Origin of the sequence: Actinoplanes sp. NBRC 103695 (assembly GCF_030269485.1) — a bacterium.
GTDB lineage: Bacteria > Actinomycetota > Actinomycetes > Mycobacteriales > Micromonosporaceae > Actinoplanes.
Genome location: NZ_BSTL01000002.1, coordinates 45,247 through 62,587 on the forward strand (window position 1 = coordinate 45,247; position 17,341 = coordinate 62,587).

The 17,341-nt window shown below is 73.7% G+C and carries 12 protein-coding genes; 5 read left to right on the plus strand and 7 right to left on the minus strand.

Going from position 1 to position 17,341, the window contains the following annotated elements; genetic code table 11:
* Window positions 1-25: 25 nt before the first annotated feature.
* The 5 genes from QSK31_RS02590 to QSK31_RS02610 are packed head-to-tail and all read right to left on the minus strand — an operon-like array spanning window position 26 to window position 7,257.
* A complete protein-coding gene (locus tag QSK31_RS02590; RefSeq protein WP_285680553.1) occupies window positions 26-1,186 on the minus strand; it encodes a hypothetical protein in 1,161 nt (386 codons plus the stop codon).
* Window positions 1,183-2,214, minus strand: coding sequence for a GlnX family signal transduction membrane protein (locus tag QSK31_RS02595; RefSeq protein ID WP_285680555.1), 1,032 nt, complete (start codon window positions 2,212-2,214; stop codon window positions 1,183-1,185). The genes QSK31_RS02590 and QSK31_RS02595 overlap by 4 nt, the downstream gene beginning before the upstream one ends.
* The gene (locus QSK31_RS02600; protein ID WP_285680558.1) at window positions 2,211-3,554 is read right to left on the minus strand and encodes a VWA domain-containing protein; all 1,344 of its coding nucleotides are present in this window, start codon (window positions 3,552-3,554) and stop codon (window positions 2,211-2,213) included. Before QSK31_RS02600 ends, QSK31_RS02595 begins: the two co-directional genes overlap by 4 nt.
* Window positions 3,554-5,737: a serine/threonine-protein kinase gene (locus QSK31_RS02605; RefSeq protein ID WP_285680560.1), complete on the minus strand. Its 2,184-nt coding sequence runs from the start codon at window positions 5,735-5,737 to the stop codon at window positions 3,554-3,556. The genes QSK31_RS02600 and QSK31_RS02605 overlap by 1 nt, the downstream gene beginning before the upstream one ends.
* Entirely contained in the window at window positions 5,725-7,257 is a 1,533-nt protein-coding gene (locus tag QSK31_RS02610) for a S1 family peptidase (protein WP_285680563.1), read from the minus strand. The genes QSK31_RS02605 and QSK31_RS02610 overlap by 13 nt, the downstream gene beginning before the upstream one ends.
* Window positions 7,258-7,295: 38 nt before the next feature.
* Here QSK31_RS02610 and QSK31_RS02615 point away from each other — a divergent pair, with 38 nt between their 5' ends.
* Window positions 7,296-8,087 carry a serine hydrolase gene (locus QSK31_RS02615; protein WP_285680564.1) on the plus strand — a complete coding sequence of 264 codons (792 nt, stop codon included), beginning with the start codon at window positions 7,296-7,298 and terminating at the stop codon, window positions 8,085-8,087.
* Here QSK31_RS02615 and QSK31_RS02620 read toward each other — a convergent pair.
* A complete protein-coding gene (locus tag QSK31_RS02620; RefSeq protein ID WP_285681357.1) occupies window positions 8,073-9,518 on the minus strand; it encodes a hypothetical protein in 1,446 nt (481 codons plus the stop codon). The two genes, QSK31_RS02615 and QSK31_RS02620, sit on opposite strands and share 15 nt — an antisense overlap.
* A 130-nt stretch (window positions 9,519-9,648) precedes the next feature.
* Between QSK31_RS02620 and mptB the strand changes: the two genes are divergently transcribed.
* The 4 genes from mptB (at window position 9,649) to QSK31_RS02640 (ending at window position 13,908) form a co-directional block, all read left to right on the plus strand.
* Window positions 9,649-11,010 (plus strand): polyprenol phosphomannose-dependent alpha 1,6 mannosyltransferase MptB, encoded by a 1,362-nt coding sequence (gene mptB, locus QSK31_RS02625; protein WP_285680566.1) that lies wholly within the window; start codon window positions 9,649-9,651, stop codon window positions 11,008-11,010.
* A gap of 17 nt (window positions 11,011-11,027) precedes the next feature.
* The gene (locus QSK31_RS02630) at window positions 11,028-12,098 is read left to right on the plus strand and encodes a glycosyltransferase 87 family protein (RefSeq protein WP_502872905.1); all 1,071 of its coding nucleotides are present in this window, start codon (window positions 11,028-11,030) and stop codon (window positions 12,096-12,098) included.
* Between the two features lie 83 nt (window positions 12,099-12,181).
* The gene (locus tag QSK31_RS02635) at window positions 12,182-13,120 is read left to right on the plus strand and encodes an ATP-binding cassette domain-containing protein (RefSeq protein WP_285680569.1); all 939 of its coding nucleotides are present in this window, start codon (window positions 12,182-12,184) and stop codon (window positions 13,118-13,120) included.
* Window positions 13,117-13,908 carry an ABC transporter permease gene (locus QSK31_RS02640; RefSeq protein WP_285680571.1) on the plus strand — a complete coding sequence of 264 codons (792 nt, stop codon included), beginning with the start codon at window positions 13,117-13,119 and terminating at the stop codon, window positions 13,906-13,908. Before QSK31_RS02635 ends, QSK31_RS02640 begins: the two co-directional genes overlap by 4 nt.
* Here the strand turns inward: QSK31_RS02640 and QSK31_RS02645 are convergent.
* On the minus strand, window positions 13,834-17,070 hold the full coding sequence (locus QSK31_RS02645) for an AfsR/SARP family transcriptional regulator (protein ID WP_285680573.1): 3,237 nt from the start codon (window positions 17,068-17,070) through the stop codon (window positions 13,834-13,836). The two genes, QSK31_RS02640 and QSK31_RS02645, sit on opposite strands and share 75 nt — an antisense overlap.
* Between the last annotated feature and the right edge of the window lie 271 nt (window positions 17,071-17,341).

Sequence of the window (17,341 nt, forward strand, 5' to 3'; positions counted from 1 at the left end):
GGGATTCCTCGTCAAGCCGTGGGTGTCAGGCGCTACACCGAACGGTGAGCCGTTCTCCGCCGATCTGTAGCTGGATCTTGTCCAGCCGGGCGAGCAACCCGGACAGATGATCAAGGCGATCCGGGTCGGCCACGAACTCGAGGATGGCCTTCTGGAAGGCCGAGGCCATCGGTGGCGGCATCGCGTCCGAGGCGTCCAGGCAGCGGTTGGGCGCGTCCCGCAGCCTCTGCGCGACCTCGCGGCGCGGCGGCTGGTAGGCGGCCGGGTCCGGGTCCAGCGGGAAGACCCGGCCCTGGCCGGCGGCGACCCAGGCGGTCCCGGACGCCAGATGGCGCAGCAGGTCCTCGGCGGCCGGATTGGTGGTGAACCGGGCCGCGAAGTCGCCGGACACCTCCATCCGCTGGCCGGACGGGACCATGGTGGCGCCGGGCGGTGCGTAGAACGAGCTCTGGTGCATCCGGTCGCATCTGCCCGCGGCCAGCTCGCCGGCCGCCTCGACCGGGCTGGTCAGCAGCGCGTGCCGGCGGTCGCCGAGATAGCCGGCGAACGTCACCCAGGCCGGCCGGGTACGGCTCCACTCCATCTTTCCCGAGGCCATCGACTCGTACGACGGCACGTCCATCGCCTGGAGCAGCAGGTCCTCGATCCAGTCGGTGCCCGGCCAGCCCGGCGACGCGGCCGCGCTCAGACCCAGGCACCACCGGGTTCCGGTGCTGCCGCTGCTGATGATCAGGCTCTTCACGTCGGTCTTGATGGCCACCGCGTACGCCCGCTCGCCCCGCCACAGCGCCCGGTGGTCCACGATCGTCTGCCCGGGCGGCGCCCGCAACGCGGACCGCACGACCGGTGTGACCGGCTGGGCCAGCTCCTCGGTGGCGAACGTGGCCAGCTCGCCGACGGTCGGCAGGATCGCGATGTCCGGCAGCGTCCCGTCCTTGACCTTGGCCCGCAGCGCCTGCCCGATCGCCCGGGTGCCCTGGTAGGTGATCTCCAGGTCGTTGGCCGTGGCGTACTCGGCGAGCACCTGCCGGAACACGTCGCTCTCGTCGTCCCGCGCGCCGGGGTCGTCCAGCCACGGCCCGAGCACCACCAGCGTCCCGGCCGTGCCGATCCCGTCCCCGCAGGCCGCGACCGCCGGGACGAGCAGGCTCAGCAGTGCCGCCAGGGCGGCCAGTCGCCTGGTCATCGGCGCCGGAACCGGTACTCCTCGACGCGGGGCAGCAGCCCCAGCGTGACCAGCAGGGCGATCAGCGCGCTCAGCACGATCACCAGCACGATGCCGCGGGACGCGACGGCCGTGGCGTCCTGCGCGGTCATGCTCACCTCGTTGGCCTTGCGCAGCAGCTCCCGGTCCGTGGCGGGCGCCGGGCCGTCCGGCGGGCACACCGGGTCGGGGTCGCCCCACTCCCGGGAGGCGTCGCTCAATGCGTCGCATCCGCCGCTGCGGATGCGGGTCTCCCTGGTGCGGTAGTCGCCGACCAGCGCGGCCAGGGTCGCCCGGCCGGCCGCCACGTCACCGTCCGCGTCGCGGGACAGGGTGGCGGTCACCGCCAGACCGGCGGCCAGGAGGGAGGCGGCAAGCAAAGGAGCGCTCAACGTACGGCGGAAGCGGCTCGCCAGCGTGACCTGCGCCCACCCCAGCAGCCCGGCCAGCACGACCAGCGGCGCCACCCACAGGACGTGCCGCTCGCTGCCGGGGCTGGCCGGCTGCGCCTGATCCACCTCGCCCTGCAGGGTGGCCAGCTGCGGCAGGATCTCCTCGTCCAGGAGGTGGTGCGCGTACTGGAGGTAGGCGAGGTTGAGGGCGGGGTCGACGGTCTCCCGGAAGGCCTGGTCGATCAGGGCGTCGTAGGTGCTGAGCAGCCCGTTCACCACCTGCACCGACTCGGCCGCCGGTCCGCCGAGGTCGGCCTGCGACACCTGGGCCAGTTGCCGTCCGGCGGTGGCGATGGCCTCCCGATAGGCCTCGCCGGGCCCGGTCGCGGGCGTACCGTCGGGGGAGCCGGGAAACTGGCCCACCGCCTTGCTGTCCGCCTCGACCAACGCCTGCCGGGCGGCGGCCAGACCTTCGCGGGCGGGCGCCTCGCCACCGCGCAGCGCCTCGGCGTCGCGCCGGCCCAGCTCGATCGCGACCACCGCGCCGGTCAGGGTGACCAGGGTGGCGGCGAGCGCGCCCAGCCAGAGCCGCAGCACCAGCCGCCGGGTTCCGGTCACAGTTCCCTCCGGCATTCCTCGCAGGTCCGCGCGCCGGGCGCCGAGGTGAAACCGCACACGCAGCGGCGGTCGGTCCGGCTCTGGCGGGAGTACGTCTTGTCCACCGCGAGTTCCAGCCACCACTCGTCGGGGACGTCGGGTCGCAGCCGGACCAGGCCCGCCGCGGGGTCGTCGATCTCCGCCACCCGGGCGATCCGGTCGAGCATGTCCTGGTCGCCCGCCTCGTGGGCGATGGCCACCGCCCGCCCCACGTCCCGTTCCGCCTGTCCGCCTTCCTTTCTGAGGTACGCCGCGCACCCGTCACCGAGCGCCCGGCTCATCTGCGCCTCGAGGGAGTACCGGCGCGACTTGTCGTCCAGCGGCAACGACAACACCCCGCCCTCGGTACGCCGCAGCAGCACCACCGCCGGGGCGGCGCGACGCCGCCCGCCGACGAACGCGTCCACCCGCCCGGCCCGCAGGTCGGTGTTCAGCTCGCCGGCCCGGCCCACGTCCACGCCCAGCTCGTATTCGCGCAGCTCACCGGCGGCCCAGGCGCCGGTGGCCACGGTGACGGCCTGCTCGCCGGCCGGCCGGGTGAACGAGTCCAGTTCGGTCTTGGTCGGATGCACCTGCCGGAAGTGGCGCAGCCGGGCGAACCTGCTGAGCTCGATCCGCAGGGTCAGGTCGCGGACGGACTTGGCCCGCCAGGCGCCCACCACCGAGCGGAAGTCGGCCGCCAGGTCGGTGGTCGCCGTGATCGCCCGGGCCTGGCCGCGCAGCGTCTCGGCGATCGCGATCAGCTCGTCGGCGTTCCAGTCGGCGCCGATGCCGCGGGCGTCGCACTGGAACACGTCCCGGCAGTCGTCCAGGGCTCGGGTGAGCACGCCCGGCTGCTCCTGGTTCTGGCCGTCGGTGAGCAGCGTGACGTGCCGCACGTCGTCCGGCCGGTCGGCGAGCAGACGCCGGGCGAGGCCGAGCCACACGCCGATGTGGGTGCCACCGGACGGCTCGGTCGCCCGGATCGCCGCGCGAGCCTCGCGTCGCGCCCGCGAGCCGGCTGTGGCGAGCCCGAAGTCCCGGGGGTAGACCATGCGCGCCTCGGTGTCCCCGGCGACGACGGCGAACCGCGCGCCCTCCGGCAGCATCTCGATCGCGGCGATGGTGGCGCGGCGGGCGTTGGCCATCTTGTCGCGGAGCGTCATCGAGCCGGACGCGTCCACCACGATCACCTCGGCCAGCGCGGCCGGCGTCGCCTCGCCCGGTTCGGTCCCCGCCCGTACGGTCAGGATCGTGTTGATCTCGGTCGCGCCCGGTGCGAGGTACCGGTGCTCGCTGACGGTCATGGTGAAGTCGTCCATCAGCGCCACCAGGTCAGCAGGGTCCGGGGCCGGACCCGGTTGGCCAGGTCGATCAGGATCTCGTGGTCGGTCGCGGTGCGGGCCTGGGCGGCCAGTTCCCGGTACGACCGCTCCAGGCGGGCCGCCGCGCCCGGCTCGTCGTCCGGTCCCGCCTCCGCCTCGGCCTGCCGGATCAGCGCGGTCATCCGGTAACGCGCCTCGCCGACCCGCGCGCCGCCGTCCAGCCGCAACCCGGGCAACCGGCGGGCGGCCTCGGCCACGTCGGCGGCCGACGGGCGGGCCGGGATCGGTTCGGCGTACGCCCGGGCGGCCGCGATCCCGGCGGCGTCGTGGTGCGGCGACTTCGGCGGCACCTGGTCCAGGATCCGGGCCGCGCCGGCCCGGTCGCCGTCCCGCAGCCGCAACCGGGCCAGCCCGAACGCGGCGCTGGTCTGCGACCGGTCCCGCTGCCACACGGCGGTGAACAGTTCCTCGGCCGCGCCGCCGGTTCGTTCCTCGCACAGTGCGACGGCCAGCTTCGGCGCGACCTCGCCGGGCCAGAACGCGCCGACCGAGGTGAACTCCGCCGCCGCCGCGTCGATGTGCCCGCCGGCGAAGGCGAGCAGCCCGAGATACCAGGACAGCCGCCACTCGCCGGCCGTCTCGCCGAGGATCTCCTCGGCGTCGGCCAGGCAGCCCTTGGCGGATTCGCTGTCGTCCAGCTCGATGTGCGCCCGGCAGCCGCGCAGCAGCAGCTCGGCGGACTGTTCGGAGTCCCGGGCCAGCCGGGCGATCAGGTCGCGCGGGTCATGCCGGGCGCCGCCGCCGAGGTAGCGGGCGGCGACGTCGGCCGGATCGGTGCGCGGGATCGGCAGGCCGAGCGCCACCGACCGCAGTGGAGGCGGGTTGCGGACCGACGCCGGCAGCGCGGTCGCCGTCCAGCGCGCCAGCGCCGGCACCTCGCCCAGGCCGGCGTCGATCAGTTCCACGGTCGGGGCGAACAGCGTCGAGGTGGCCGCGTACTCGTTGCCGTCGCGCAGGGACAACAACTCGCGCAGCACGCCCATCAGCTGCTCGGTCATCTCCCCGGCGCTGGCGAACCGGCGCAGGTGGTTCGGCTCGGCCGCCCGATCGAGGAGCCGCTCGAACGACGCGGTGGCCACCGGCGGCACGCCCTCGCGGTCCTGGCAGGCGTCCTGATACAGCTTCGACAGGGTGCGCCCGAGGGCGTGGATGTCCGACTTGACGGTCGCCCCGATCTCGGCGATCTCGGCCTTCGGCGCCTGGTATCCCTCCGTACCCACCGGGTGTTTGTCCTGGGCCGCGATCTCGCTCATCCCGCCCAGGTCGACCACCGTGATGCCGTCCCGGCCGCGCATCACGTTGGCCGGCTTCATGTCGCAGTAGAGCAGTCCCTGGCTGTGCAGGAAGGCCATCGCGGACAGGATCTCGTGGCCGATGCCCAGGATGTGTTCCAGCGGCAGCGTCCCGCAGTCCCGGCCGCAGACGCGCGCGGTCCGCCGCACCTCCTCCAGCGACGGGCCGTCGACGTAGTCCATGACGATGTAGCCGGTGCGGTCGGCGGCGGCGTGCTCGGCGTGGGTGACCGCGTTGAGGATGCGCACGATGTTCGGGTGCTTGAGCCGGGTCAGGTACTGCCGCTCCCGGACGGCCATCTCGGCGGCCCGGGTGTCGTTGGCGTTGAGCAGTCCCTTGAGGACGACCTTCTGGTCCAGGTGCTGGTCGTGGGCCAGGAACACCCAGCCGAAGCCGGACTGCGCCATCGGGCCCAGCACCCGGTACTGGTCGGCGACCACGTCACCCTCGTGCAGCCGGGGGCGGAACGAGAACGGCGTCCGGCAGGAGGAGCACCTGCCGTCCAGGCCGGACGGGTTGTCGGCGGTGCTCAGGCCGATCACGCCCGTGCAGCCGTGCTTGCCGCACCGTCGAGGCGCGCTGACCAGGTCCTGTTCGTCGAGCAGCCGGCTCCGCGGGTCGGTCCGGCCGAGCACCGGCAGCCGCACCAGCCCGCCCGCCACCTCGAAAGACCCGTCGGTGTCGGACAGAGCGCAGGCCGCGCCGCAGAAGAGAGCCGCCTTCGCGGGTTCCGGGCCGGAAAAGGGCGGCCGGTAACACGTCTCGCAGTAGCCGGTGTCGTCCAGGCTCCCGGCGCAACCCGGCCACGCGCACTTCACGGCCGCCACCGGCGCACCCCCTCGGCGTAGGCGTCCACGGCCGCCTCGGCGTCGTCCAGGCCGGCCGGCCCGTCGTGCAGCAGCCCGTACGCCTGCCGGTACAGCGCCGTCAGCTCCTCGTCCTCGGCCCGGCCGAACTCGGCGGCGAGCTGCCGGTACGAGGTCAGCCGCGCGCGCAGCCCGGCGTGCCGCTGCAACAGCCGGTCGAGCTCGCCGCGGACGGCCAGCGCCGACCGGGTGGCGCCGTCCGCGGCCGACCGCAGCGCCTCGGCCCGGCCACGGATGTCCCGGCCCTCGCGGTCGGCGTCCTGGAGCTCGGCGAACGCCGCCCGCAGCTCGCGATAGCGCGTCGGCATCGCGGGTGGGTCCACGATGGCCAGAGCCGCGCGGCGGTGCAGGCTTCCCGCCGTACGCTCGGCGAGCCTCGCTCTTGCCAACCTCTCCCGGGTCGCGTCGAGCTCGCCCGGACCGCCCGAGCTCGTCTCCACCGACCGGAAGGACGCCAGCACCGCCGACTCCGGCGCGGCGAACGTGGCCAAGATACGGTGCCGGGCGCTCAACGGCACGATGACCTGGCGCAGCACCCGATCGGGGTCGGCGGACAGGTCCACCCGGTGCAGCACGATGACCATCGGCGGCGCCCGGTCGGTGAACAGCTCACCGGGATCCACCGCGGCGCGGCCGGCGATCCGCGCGACGATCTGCCCGAGGCCGCGGCCGGCGCACTCCACCACCAGGTCGATGCCGCGCAGGTAGCGGGCGTGATCGCGGACGGCCTGACGCAGCGCGGCGGACCGGTCCGAGTCGTCCGGGCCGAGCACCACCTCGCGCAGGTTTCCGCCGGCCGGCCCTCGCACGAACTCGGAGATCTCCCTCAGAGTCGCCGGATCCGGGTCACGCGCGACCGGCTGCCGGGCGAAGTCCGCCGGGATCGCCGACTCGCCGGTGATCCACGGCTGGTCGCCCAGGTACCGCAGGATCGTGGCGGCCGGGATCATGAACGACTGCTCGTCCTCGGTGTCCGCGGCGACCATCATGCCGACCAGCTGACGGTACGGGTCGGCCACCACGCCCGACCCGCTGAAGCCACGCCGCACGGCGCCGCCGCCGGCCCTGTCCAGCTGGATCCACTCGCCGCCCGGCCCCGCCTCGCCGACCAGGGTGGTCACCGCCCAGACGCCGATCGGGTTGTCCGGCGGGAACCCGTACGCCCGGAAGGTCGACACCTCGTCCAGCGGGAACTGCCGCAGCGAGGCCGTGCGCCGCCGAGGTTGCGAACGGTTCAGCGCGAGCAGCGCGATGTCGCCACGCTGCGAGTCGGTGAGCGGCACGTACGCGTCGGACACCACCCGGACCGGGACCGGTTCGTCGTCCGGGGCGTCGGCGAACTCGGCCAGACTGCCGTCCTGGACCACGTGCGCGCACGTCAGCACGTGGTCGGCGGAGACCAGCAGGCCGGCGCCACTGACCTTCCCGGGCCGGGACAGGATGCGGACCATCCACGGTTCGATGCCGTGTACGCCCCCCATCCCGGCACCATACGCCGGATGTTCGGAAGGATGTGGGCATGAGCATCTCCACCGTGGTGTCCGAAGTGGTCGCGGCGACACCCGACGTCACCTGGTCGATCGCCGTCACCGGCCGGGCCGAGGCGGCGCACGATCCCGGCCGCCGGCTGTCCACCGCGAGCATCGGCAAGATCCTGCTGCTCGCCGAGACGGCCCGGCAGATCGCCGAGGAATCCCTCGATCCGGGGGAGGTGCTGCGGCGCGACCCGGCGATCGCGGTGGCCGACTCCGGGCTGTGGCAGCACCTCGCGGTGGACGCGCTGCCGCTCGCCGACGTGGCCGTGCTGATCGCCGGGGTCAGCGACAACTACGCGACCAACGTCCTGCTGCAGCGGATCGGTGTGGACGCGGTGCGCACGCTGGCCGCGTCCCTGGGACTGCGGCAGACCGCGCTGAACCGGATGGTCCGCAACGTGCGTGTCCCCGGCGACGGCACGAAACTCTCCACCGGCTCGGCCCGGGAGCTCGCGGCGCTGATGCACCGGGTGGCCCGGGGCAAGCTGATCTCCGCCGCCGTCTCCGAGCGCCTCGACGCGTGGCTGGCGGTGAACACCGACCTGTCCATGGTCGCGGCCGGCCTGCACCTGGACCCGCTGGCCCACGTCGGCGACCGGCTGCGGAACAAGACCGGCACCGACGACGGGATCCGCGCCGACGTCGGCTATCTGCGGGGCGAGCGGCCTTTGGCGTACGCGGTGCTGGCGAACTGGGATCCGGAGGCCGGGGACGCCACCGAGGACGTGATGGCGGGCATGCGCCGGATCGGAACGGAAATCTCAGGTACGCAGTGAGGAACTGATCCGATAACGACCGGGGGCGGGAACCCGGACGCGGGTCCACACCCCGGCCGGCTCCACCACGGCGGCGGGCTCCACGCCCAGCCAGCGGTAGTGCCGGACCCGGACCACGACGTCACCGGCGACCGGGGCGTCGAAGGTCAGCGACGCACCGTCCTGCTCGACCAGCATCGCGGGCGGGGCGACGATCGGCTCGGCGTCCAGCACCACGTACAGCCGCCAGTGCTCGCCGGCCCACACCTGCCGCAGGTAGGGCAGACCGCTCGCGACCAGGGCGGCCTCCGACCGGCCCGGCCAGGAGAGCTCGGCGTCGGGCACCGCGACGTACTGCGCCGACACCCCGGTCAGCCAGGCGCGGTAGCTGTCGGCGGTCAGCTCGACCCCGGTGCCCGGCGCGCCCGGCACGGTGGTGAAGAAGAGCGGGTTGCGGTCGATGTCGGCCTGCCGCAGCCAGCCCCGAGCGAGAGGCACCTCACCCAGGTACGCGGCCTCCCAGTAGTCCCGGGTCGGCGGCACCTCGACCCGCCCGGTCAGCGGCATCGCGGCGAGCCGGTCCCGCAGCGGCCGGAAGTACGCCGGGTCGGCCGTCGGGTTGCCGATGTCCCGCACGTCGCCGACCACCACCGGCGACAGGAACGCGCACACCGCCACCAGCACCGGCGGCAGCACCCACCAGCGCGGCACCCTCGCGTACGCGGCCAGCACCGGCAACGCGAACATGATCACCAGGCGGGTCGCGTTCAGCCCGACCGGCGTGTGGATCAGCGCCGCGGCCAGCACGCCCGCCGCCGACAGCGCCGCGCCGATGCGCACCGCCCGGGGAGTCGCGAGCACGGCCACCACCACGCTCACCCCCGCTGACCGCACGGTGTCCTGCAGGCTGATGTTCATCCAGCCGCCGTCGCCGAAGAACAGCGCCGCCACCCCCACCGGGACGGCCGCGGGCACCGCCACCAGCAGCCCGTCCCGCACCCGGCCGGAGAGCAGCAGCGCCGCGCCGGCCAGCCCGGTGAAGAGCCCGGCCACCGGCGACGTCGCCGCGGCCAGCAGCGCGACCGGCGCGGCCAGCCAGAACACCTGCCGGTAGGTGAGCAGCAGCAGGGCGCCGACCCCGAAACACACCCCGAGGCCGTAGGTGACCCGCCCGGACACCAGGTTGCCGGCGATGCACGCCGCGCCGATCAGCGCGGCCGGCCACGGGCGCGGGGCGGCCACCCTGCGCAGCAGGACGGCGAACAACACGGCGGTCACGACCAGGGCCAGCGCGCCGGTCACCCGGACACCCAGCGTGGCCATCACCGGCTGCGACACCAGGCTGTAGCCGAGCTGGTTCACGCCGCCGTACCAGCGCAGATCGATCGGCGTCCAGCCGTGGCCGGCGAAGAAGCCGGCCCGTGCGACCTGCGCGGACAGGTCCGAACCCATGCGCGGCAGCGCCAGGTACGCGACCCCGAGAGCGATCGCCCACCCGGCCGTCACCCACTCCAGCCGACGCCGCGCCCACACGCCGCCGACCCTACCGGTGGTTGCCGCGCGTCACGGTAGGGTGGCCGCCATGCCCGGCCCCGCGACCCTCCGCTATGGCGGGCTCGCCGGAAGTCTGCTGCTCGCGGTGGCTGCCTTTTTCCATGGCGCCGACTCTCCGTGGTCGCCGACGATGACCGCCCGCACGATCCTCGCCGGGGACGACGGCTGGCTGACCCCGCTGTGCTGGCTGGCCGGGACGCTGCTGCTGGTGGCGGCGTGGTGGCTGGGCCGGCACCGGGTGCCGTCGCTGCGCTGGGCCTACGTCACGGCTGCCCTGTGGGCGGTGCCGCTGCTCTTCGTGCTGCCGCTGGGCAGCGACGACGTCTACTCCTACGCCTGCCAGGGCTGGGTGCTCGGCGCCGGGCACGACCCGTACGCGGCCGGGGTCCAGGCGTACGGCTGCCCCTGGCTGGACGCCGTCTCACCGACCTGGCGGGAGTCGCCCGCCCCCTACGGCCCGGTGTTCCTGCTGTTCGCCGCCCTGGCCGCGGCGGCCGGCGGCTCGCTGACGGGCGCCCTAGCCCTGCTCCGCGTGATCGCGGTCCTGGGCGTCGTGCTGCTCGCGTGGCGCCTGCCCGCCCTGGCCCGCCGCTGCGGCGTCGACCCCGCGCGGGCGGTCTGGCTGGCCGTGGCCTGCCCTCTGGTCCCGATCCACCTGATCTCCGGCGCCCACAACGACGCCGTGATGGTCGGCCTGATCGTCGCCGCGCTCACCCTGACCGGCCGTGGCCGGACGGCCCTGATCGCGGCCGGCGCCCTGATCGGCCTCGCCGCCGGGGTGAAGGCGACCGCGCTGGTCGTGCTGCCGTTCGCGATGCTGCCGCTGCGGCGGGGCTGGTGGGCGGCGCTGGGCGCGGCGGCGGCTCTCGGGCTGGCCTCGCTCGCGTCCGGGCTGGGCTTCGGCTGGGTGACCGCCCTGGCCGGCAGCGGCGTCTCCGTGCAGTGGACGTCGCCGCCCACCGCGGTCGGCATGACCGCCGCGCTGCTCGGCGCGGGCCCCGGCGCGATCGACGTGGCCCGGGTCCTCGGCCTGGTCGTGCTCGCCGCCCTGCTCACAGCGCTGTGGTGGCACACCTGGCGCGACGCCGGCCTTGACGCGCGACCAGAGGTGCGTACAGGTAAGCAGAGCAAAGGGGCCGGGCTGGCACTCGCCGCCACGGTCGCGTTGTCGCCCGTCTTCCACCCCTGGTACCTCATGTGGCCCCTGGCGGTGCTCGCGGCCACGCTGCGGCGGGACACGTTGTGGCTGGTCGTGCCCTGCGCGGTGGCGTCGGTGCTGTGCCTGCCGGACGGCTACAACCTGGCGCTGGCCGTGAAGTCGCAGGGCGCGATCGCGATGACGTTGCTCATCGTCACCGTCGTCGTCATGGCGATGAGGAAGAAAGCGTGACGAAGCGCGTCCTGGTGATGACGCCGTTGGTGGCGGTCACGCTCGTCGTGCTGTGGCTGAGCGAGGAGCGGAACACCTGGTTCGACGCGCGGGTGTACTACGGCGCGATCAACTACTGGTTCGACGACGGCGGGATGGTCTACGACTTCCTGCGGCTGAACTCGCCGTACGGCTTCACCTACCCGCCGTTCGCCGGGCTGCTGATGTCGCCGATGGCGGTCCTGCCGTTCCCGGTCGTGCTGGTCCTCACCACGGTCGCCACGGTTGTCGCCACCGCGCTGGTCGTCCGGTGGCTGCTGCCGAAGAAGCACTTCGGCGTCGCGGTCTGCCTGGCGCTGTGCTTCGAACCGGTCCGCGAGACGATCACGCTCGGCCAGGTCAACATGCTGCTGCTCGTACTGGTCGCGGCGGACCTGCTGTTCGGGCTGAGCCAGGGGCGGCGGTGGGCGGGCGTCGGCATCGGGCTGGCCACCGCGATCAAGCTCACGCCGGGCGTCTTCATCGTCTACCTGCTGGTCACGCGGCGGTGGCGCGCGGCCTTCACCGCGATGGGTACGGCCACCGCCGCGACCCTGGTGGCCGCGGCGATCTTCCCCGGCCAGTCGCGCGAGTTCTGGACGTCCGCGCTGTGGGACACCGACCGGGTCGGCGACCTGTCCTATGTGTCCAACCAGTCGCTCCGCGGCTTCGTGGCGCGGCTGCCCTTCGACGGCGTGGCCACGTACCTCTGGATGGTCTTGATCGTGATCGCCCTGGCCGTCTGGGTGTGGCGGGTGCGCCGGGCGGACGTGGTCGGCGGCCTCGCGCTGACGGGCGTGCTGAGCTGCCTGATCAGCCCGGTCAGCTGGGTGCATCACTGCGTGTGGCTGCTGCCCGCGCTGATCCGCTGCCTCGCCGGCGGCCCTCGCGTGAAGACGCTCGCCGTGGCCGCGTACCTGGTGATGACGTCGCGTCTGTTGTGGCTCTGGGAGAACCCGCCGCGCCCACCCGTCGAGCTGATCGGCAGCAACCTGTACGTCTACTTCTCGGCCGCGCTGCTCCTCTGGACGCCCGCCGTTCACCGCGAGGACGACCGCAGCCCGTCCTGACGCGGCGCTGACGCACATGTCAGCGCCGTGTCAGCCGCCCGGCGCACGCTTCTCCCGTTCGAACTCACGAGGGAGAAGTCATCATGACCCATGCGATCGTCGCCGAAGGGCTGGTCAAACGCTACGGCGAGACCGTCGCCCTGGACGGCGTCGACCTCGCGGTCCGCACCGGAACCGTGCTCGGGCTGCTGGGCCCGAACGGCGCCGGGAAGACCACCGCGGTCCGAGTCCTCGCCACCCTGCTGCGGCCCGACGAGGGCCACGCCACGGTCGGCGGCCACGACGTGGTCCGTCAGGCCCACCAGGTCCGCGGGCTGATCGGCCTCACCGGCCAGTACGCCTCGGTGGACGAGACCCTGACCGGCGCCGAGAACCTGATCCTGATCGCCCGCCTGCTCGGCAGGTCCCGCCGCGACTCCAAAGCCACGGCCAGGCTGCTGCTCGACCGGTTCCGGCTCGGCGACGCCGCCGACAAGGCGGCCGGCAAGTACTCCGGCGGCATGCGGCGCCGCCTCGACCTCGCCGCCAGCCTGGTCGGCGACCCGCGCATGCTCTTCCTGGACGAGCCGACCACCGGCCTCGACCCGCGCAGCCGCAACGAGGTCTGGGACATCATCCGCGGCCTGGTCGCCGACGGCGTGACCGTGCTGCTCACCACCCAGTACCTGGACGAGGCCGACCAGCTCGCCGACGAGATCGTGGTGATCGACCACGGCCGGGTGATCGCCACCGGCACCGCCGACCAGCTCAAGGCGCGCACCGGTGCGCAGACCGTGACCGTGCGCCCGAGCACCGAGGACGAGCTGGAGAAGGTCGCCGCGGCCGTCGAGGGCGTGGCGGCCGGACCGGTCACCCGAGCCGGTGGCCTGGTCACCGCGCCGGTCACCGACCCGGGCGCGCTCACCCACCTGGTCCGGCGGCTGGACGACCAGGGACTCCTGGTCGCCGAGTTGTCCCTGCGCAGCCCCAGCCTCGACGAGGTATTCATGAGCCTGACCTCCGTCACCGAAGGTGTGAGATGACGACGCTCGCGGCGGAACCCCGCGTCACCCCGATCCAGGGCATCCGGCACACCGGCACCCTCGCCTGGCGCACCCTGGTCCAGATCAAGCACAACCCGTTCGAGCTGATCGACTTCAGCGTGCAGCCGGTGATGTTCCTGCTGCTGTTCACCTACGTCTTCGGCGGTGCCATCTCCGGCTCGCCCGGCGACTACCTGAAGTTCGGCCTGGCCGGGATCATCGTGCAGAACCTGCTCTTCGCGACCATGAACACCGGCGTCGGCCTGAACACCGACCTGACCAAGGGCGTCTTCGACCGGCTCCGGTCGCTGCCGATCGCCCGGTTCTCGCCGCTGGCCGGCCGGATCGTCGCCGACGTCGTCAAGCAGGCGTGGGCGGTGGCGCTCCTGCTGGTCGTCGGGGTGCTCCTCGGCTACCGGTTCGGCAGCGGGCCGCTGGACGTGCTCGCCGCGTTCGGCCTGCTGATCCTCTTCGGCTTCTGCGCGTCGTGGATGTCGGTGCTGGTGGCCATGCTGGTGAGCACGCCGGAGAAGGTGCAGATCTTCGGGTTCGCGCTGCTCTTCCCGCTCACCTTCGCCAGCAACGCGTTCGCGCCGACCGCGACGATGCCCGGCTGGCTGCAGGCCTGGGTCAAGGTCAACCCGGTGACGGTGCTGGCCGACGCGGTCCGCGGCCTGCTCAACGGCGGTGCGGTGGCCGGCCCGGTGACGCAGTCACTGCTCTGGGCGGCTCTCCTGCTGGCCGTCTTCGCCCCGCTCTCGATCTGGGCCTTCCGCCGGAAGGTGTAGGTCCCGGCCGTCGGCCGGACTGGACAGCCCGCCCATGACCGGGCTGATCGACGGCAGGTCCAGCCCGGTCGCCTCCGGCACGGTCGCCGGGGTCACGGTCAGGCCCTCCGCGTACGCCGCCTCGAAACCCGCGTCGCCCAGAGCGGCGCGGGTTTCCGCGGTCACCCGCTGGACGTCCGGGACCGAGCGGTCGACGTCGCCGCGGATCCCGTCGGCCGCGCCGATCAGCCGGGCCGCCCGTTCCGGGTCGCCCTCGCGCATCGCCAGATCGGCCACCCCGACCAGCACCATCGCGATCACCGGCTGGTCGCTGGACGACATCGCGAGCAGGACCGCCTCGGTGTGATGCCGCCGGGCCAGCGCCAGGTCACCGTCCTCGGCCTCGACCAGCGCCAGCGTGGACTCGATGATCGCGTGGAACTGCGGCGCGAACCGGTTGCGATCCGAGGTGGCCAGCGCGAGGCGGACATGCTCCCGGGCCGTCGCCAGGTCACCGTCCATCCGGGCGAGGGTCGCGGCGCCGTACTCCACCGAACCCATCACCTCCGACAGCCCGATCTCCTCGGCCGAGGCGCGAGCCTGGTCGAGCATCCGGCGGGACTCCGCACGATCACCGGTCAGCCACAACTGATGGGCGAGTTTCACCTCGATCTGCGGGATGTCCTCCCGGATGCCCACCTCCCGGACCAGCGCGATCGCCTCCCGCTGCCAGCGCACCGCCTGGCCGAAGTCGCCCTGCGCCGCGGCCAGGTCGCCGAGCAGGCTGAGCGAGAAGCCGATGCCCCAGCGTTCGCCGACCTCCTGGAAGGTCTCCAGCGCGATCCGCAACTCCTTGACGGCACGTTCGGAACTGTTCCCGAAGTTGAGCAGCAGCTGCGCGCCCATCAGCCGGGACACCCCGCGCAGCCACGGATCCTCGGCGTCGTGCAGCGCCGAGATCCAGGCGAACGCCTCCGGCGCGCCGGCGTTGCTGAACATCGAGCTGATCGGCCCGACCATCAGCAGAGCCGGATCCGACACCGGTCCCTCGTCGACCAGCCGGTTGGCCTCGGCGAACCAGGCCATCACCTCGTCCAGTCCGGCCGCGCCCTCCAGCCCGTTCATCCCGGCGAAGGCGCAGGTGATCGCCCGGTCCTCCCGGTCGGCCGCGGCGCCGTCCAGGCGGATCACCTCACGGGACAGCGACGAGCCCTCGGCCCGGTGCCCGCTCAGCCACCAGAACCAGCCCAGCCGGGCGGCCAGCGCGTACGCGGTCGGCGCGTCGCCCAGGGCCACCGCGTCGCGTATCGCCGCGTGCAGGTTGTCCAGCTCGGCGTTCAGGACGGCCATCCACTCGAGCTGCTCGGCTCTGCGCAGGTGCGGCTCGGCGGTCTCGGCCAGCTCGATCAGGTACGCGGCGTGCGCGCGGCGCATCGCCTCCACCTCACCGGCCTCGGCCAGCCGCTCCCGCCCGTACTCCCGGATCGTCTCCAACATCCGGTAGCGCCCGCCCCGCAGCACCAGCAGCGACTTGTCGACCAGCGCGCCCAGCAGGTCGATGTCGGCGCCGCACACCCGCTCGGCCGCGGTCACGCCGGCGCCGCCGTGGAAGACCGAGAACCGCCGCACCAGCGACCGTTCCGCCTCGGTCAGCAGCTCCCAGCTCCAGTCCACCATCGCGCGCAACGTCTGATGCCGGGGGAGCGCCGCGCGGCTGCCGCCGGTGAGCAGCCGGAAACGATCGGTCAGCCGCTCGGCCACCACGGCCGGCGGAAGCGTGCGCAGCCGGGCGGCGGCGAGTTCCAGCGCCAGCGGCATGCCGTCCAGGGCACGGCAGATCGAGGTGATCGGGCCGGCCGTCGCCGGGTTCAGGTCGAGAGCCGGTCCGGCACGATCGAGCAGCAGGCGTACGGCGGGAAAGCCGGCCGCCACCTGCGGACCCGCACCCGCCGGCGGAAGCCGCAACGGTTCCACCGGGCGCAACCATTCACCGGACAGTCCCAGCGGTTCCCGGCTGGTGGCCAGCAACCGAAGTCCCGGCGCGGCCCGCAGCATCGCGTCGGCGACCCGGGCCACCTCGGCGATCAGATGTTCGCAGTTGTCCAGCAGGATCAGCATGTCCCGGCCGGCCAGCGCGTCGGTCAGCCGCGCCAGCGGATCGACCGTCTCGGCCATCATCGCCCCGCCGCCCGGCTTACCGATGAGCACGGCGCCGCGCAGGCGCAACGTGGTGAGAATCGCCGACGACACCTCGGCCGGGTCGGTCAGGGGCGCCAGCTCGACCTGCCACACCTCGCCCACCGGCCCCGCCGCGTCCGTGCCCCGGTTTCCGTCGGCCGCCTGCGTCGTTCTCCGCGCGATCCCGGCGGCCACCTCGATGGAGAGCCGGGTCTTTCCGCTGCCGCCCGGCCCCGTCAGCGTGACCAGCCGGTGCCTCGCGACCAGCGCGCGAATCTCCCGGACGTCGTCCTCGCGCCCGACGAAGCTGCCGATCGGGGCGGGCAGGTTGCCACGCGGTCTGGCCCCCGCCCGGAGCAGCTCCACGTGCAGGGCGCTCAGCTCGGCGTCCGGGTCCGCACCGAGCGTGTCCGCCAGCCGTTCCCGGATCCCGGCGAACACCTGCAACGCCCGGCCCGGCTGCCCCCGGTCGGCGAGCGCGCGCATGAGCAGCCCCGCGAAGCCCTCGTCCAGCGGATGCGCGGCGACCAGAGCCTCCAGCTCGGCGGTCACATCAAGCCCTTGGCGCACCTGCTCGGCGAGAACGGCCCGCTGCGCGGTGCGGCGCAGCTCGACCAGGTTCGTGGCCTCGGGACGGCACGCCTCGGGGAACTCCAGCTCGCCCCGCCACAGACCGAGGGCCTCCGCCGGCCGCGTCCTGGCGAGCGTGACGAACCGCGTCGTGTCGACCCGTTCGGGCTCGATGACCAGGCGATATCCGGTCGGCGCGGAGTCGATGGTCAAGCCGGTGCGGCGCAGCCGGGACACCAGGGCCTGCAGGGCGTTGGCCGCCGCGACCGGCGGCTCGTCACCCCAGACGGCGTCGATCAGGCGGTCCGCGGAGAGCACGCGGTTGGCGTCCAGGGTGAGGACGATGAGGAGGGTACGCAGCCGAGCGCCCGCAACCGGCACCGTCTCGCCGGTGTCGGCACGCACCTCGGGCGGCCCGAGCACCGCGATGTCCACGACCCGATTCTGCCCTGCCACGCCCCGCGCCCGCGGTTCCGACCCCGGCCCCGGCTCGCGTGCCGTCCGGGTCCCGGCTCGCGTGCCGTCCGGGTCCCGGCTCGCGTGCCGTCCGGGTCCCGGCTCGCGTGCCGTCCGGGTCCCGGCTCGCGTGCCGTCCGGATCGCGGGCCGTGCGCCGTCCGGATCGAGCGCTCCGGGCGGCACGGCAACCCGGCCCGGACCCCTGCCCAGCGGAACGCCGGCAGCAACGCCGGACCGGACTTCACCAG

Coding starts and splice junctions, on each gene's coding strand:
- QSK31_RS02600 (WP_285680558.1), bottom strand. CDS start 3,554: ATGGACGACTTCACCATGACCGTCAGCGAGCACCGGTACCTCGCACCG.
- QSK31_RS02590 (WP_285680553.1), bottom strand. CDS start 1,186: ATGACCAGGCGACTGGCCGCCCTGGCGGCACTGCTGAGCCTGCTCGTC.
- QSK31_RS02610 (WP_285680563.1), bottom strand. CDS start 7,257: ATGGGGGGCGTACACGGCATCGAACCGTGGATGGTCCGCATCCTGTCC.
- QSK31_RS02615 (WP_285680564.1), top strand. CDS start 7,296: ATGAGCATCTCCACCGTGGTGTCCGAAGTGGTCGCGGCGACACCCGAC.
- mptB (WP_285680566.1), top strand. CDS start 9,649: ATGCCCGGCCCCGCGACCCTCCGCTATGGCGGGCTCGCCGGAAGTCTG.
- QSK31_RS02620 (WP_285681357.1), bottom strand. CDS start 9,518: ATGGGTTCGGACCTGTCCGCGCAGGTCGCACGGGCCGGCTTCTTCGCC.
- QSK31_RS02640 (WP_285680571.1), top strand. CDS start 13,117: ATGACGACGCTCGCGGCGGAACCCCGCGTCACCCCGATCCAGGGCATC.
- QSK31_RS02635 (WP_285680569.1), top strand. CDS start 12,182: ATGACCCATGCGATCGTCGCCGAAGGGCTGGTCAAACGCTACGGCGAG.
- QSK31_RS02630 (WP_502872905.1), top strand. CDS start 11,028: ATGACGCCGTTGGTGGCGGTCACGCTCGTCGTGCTGTGGCTGAGCGAG.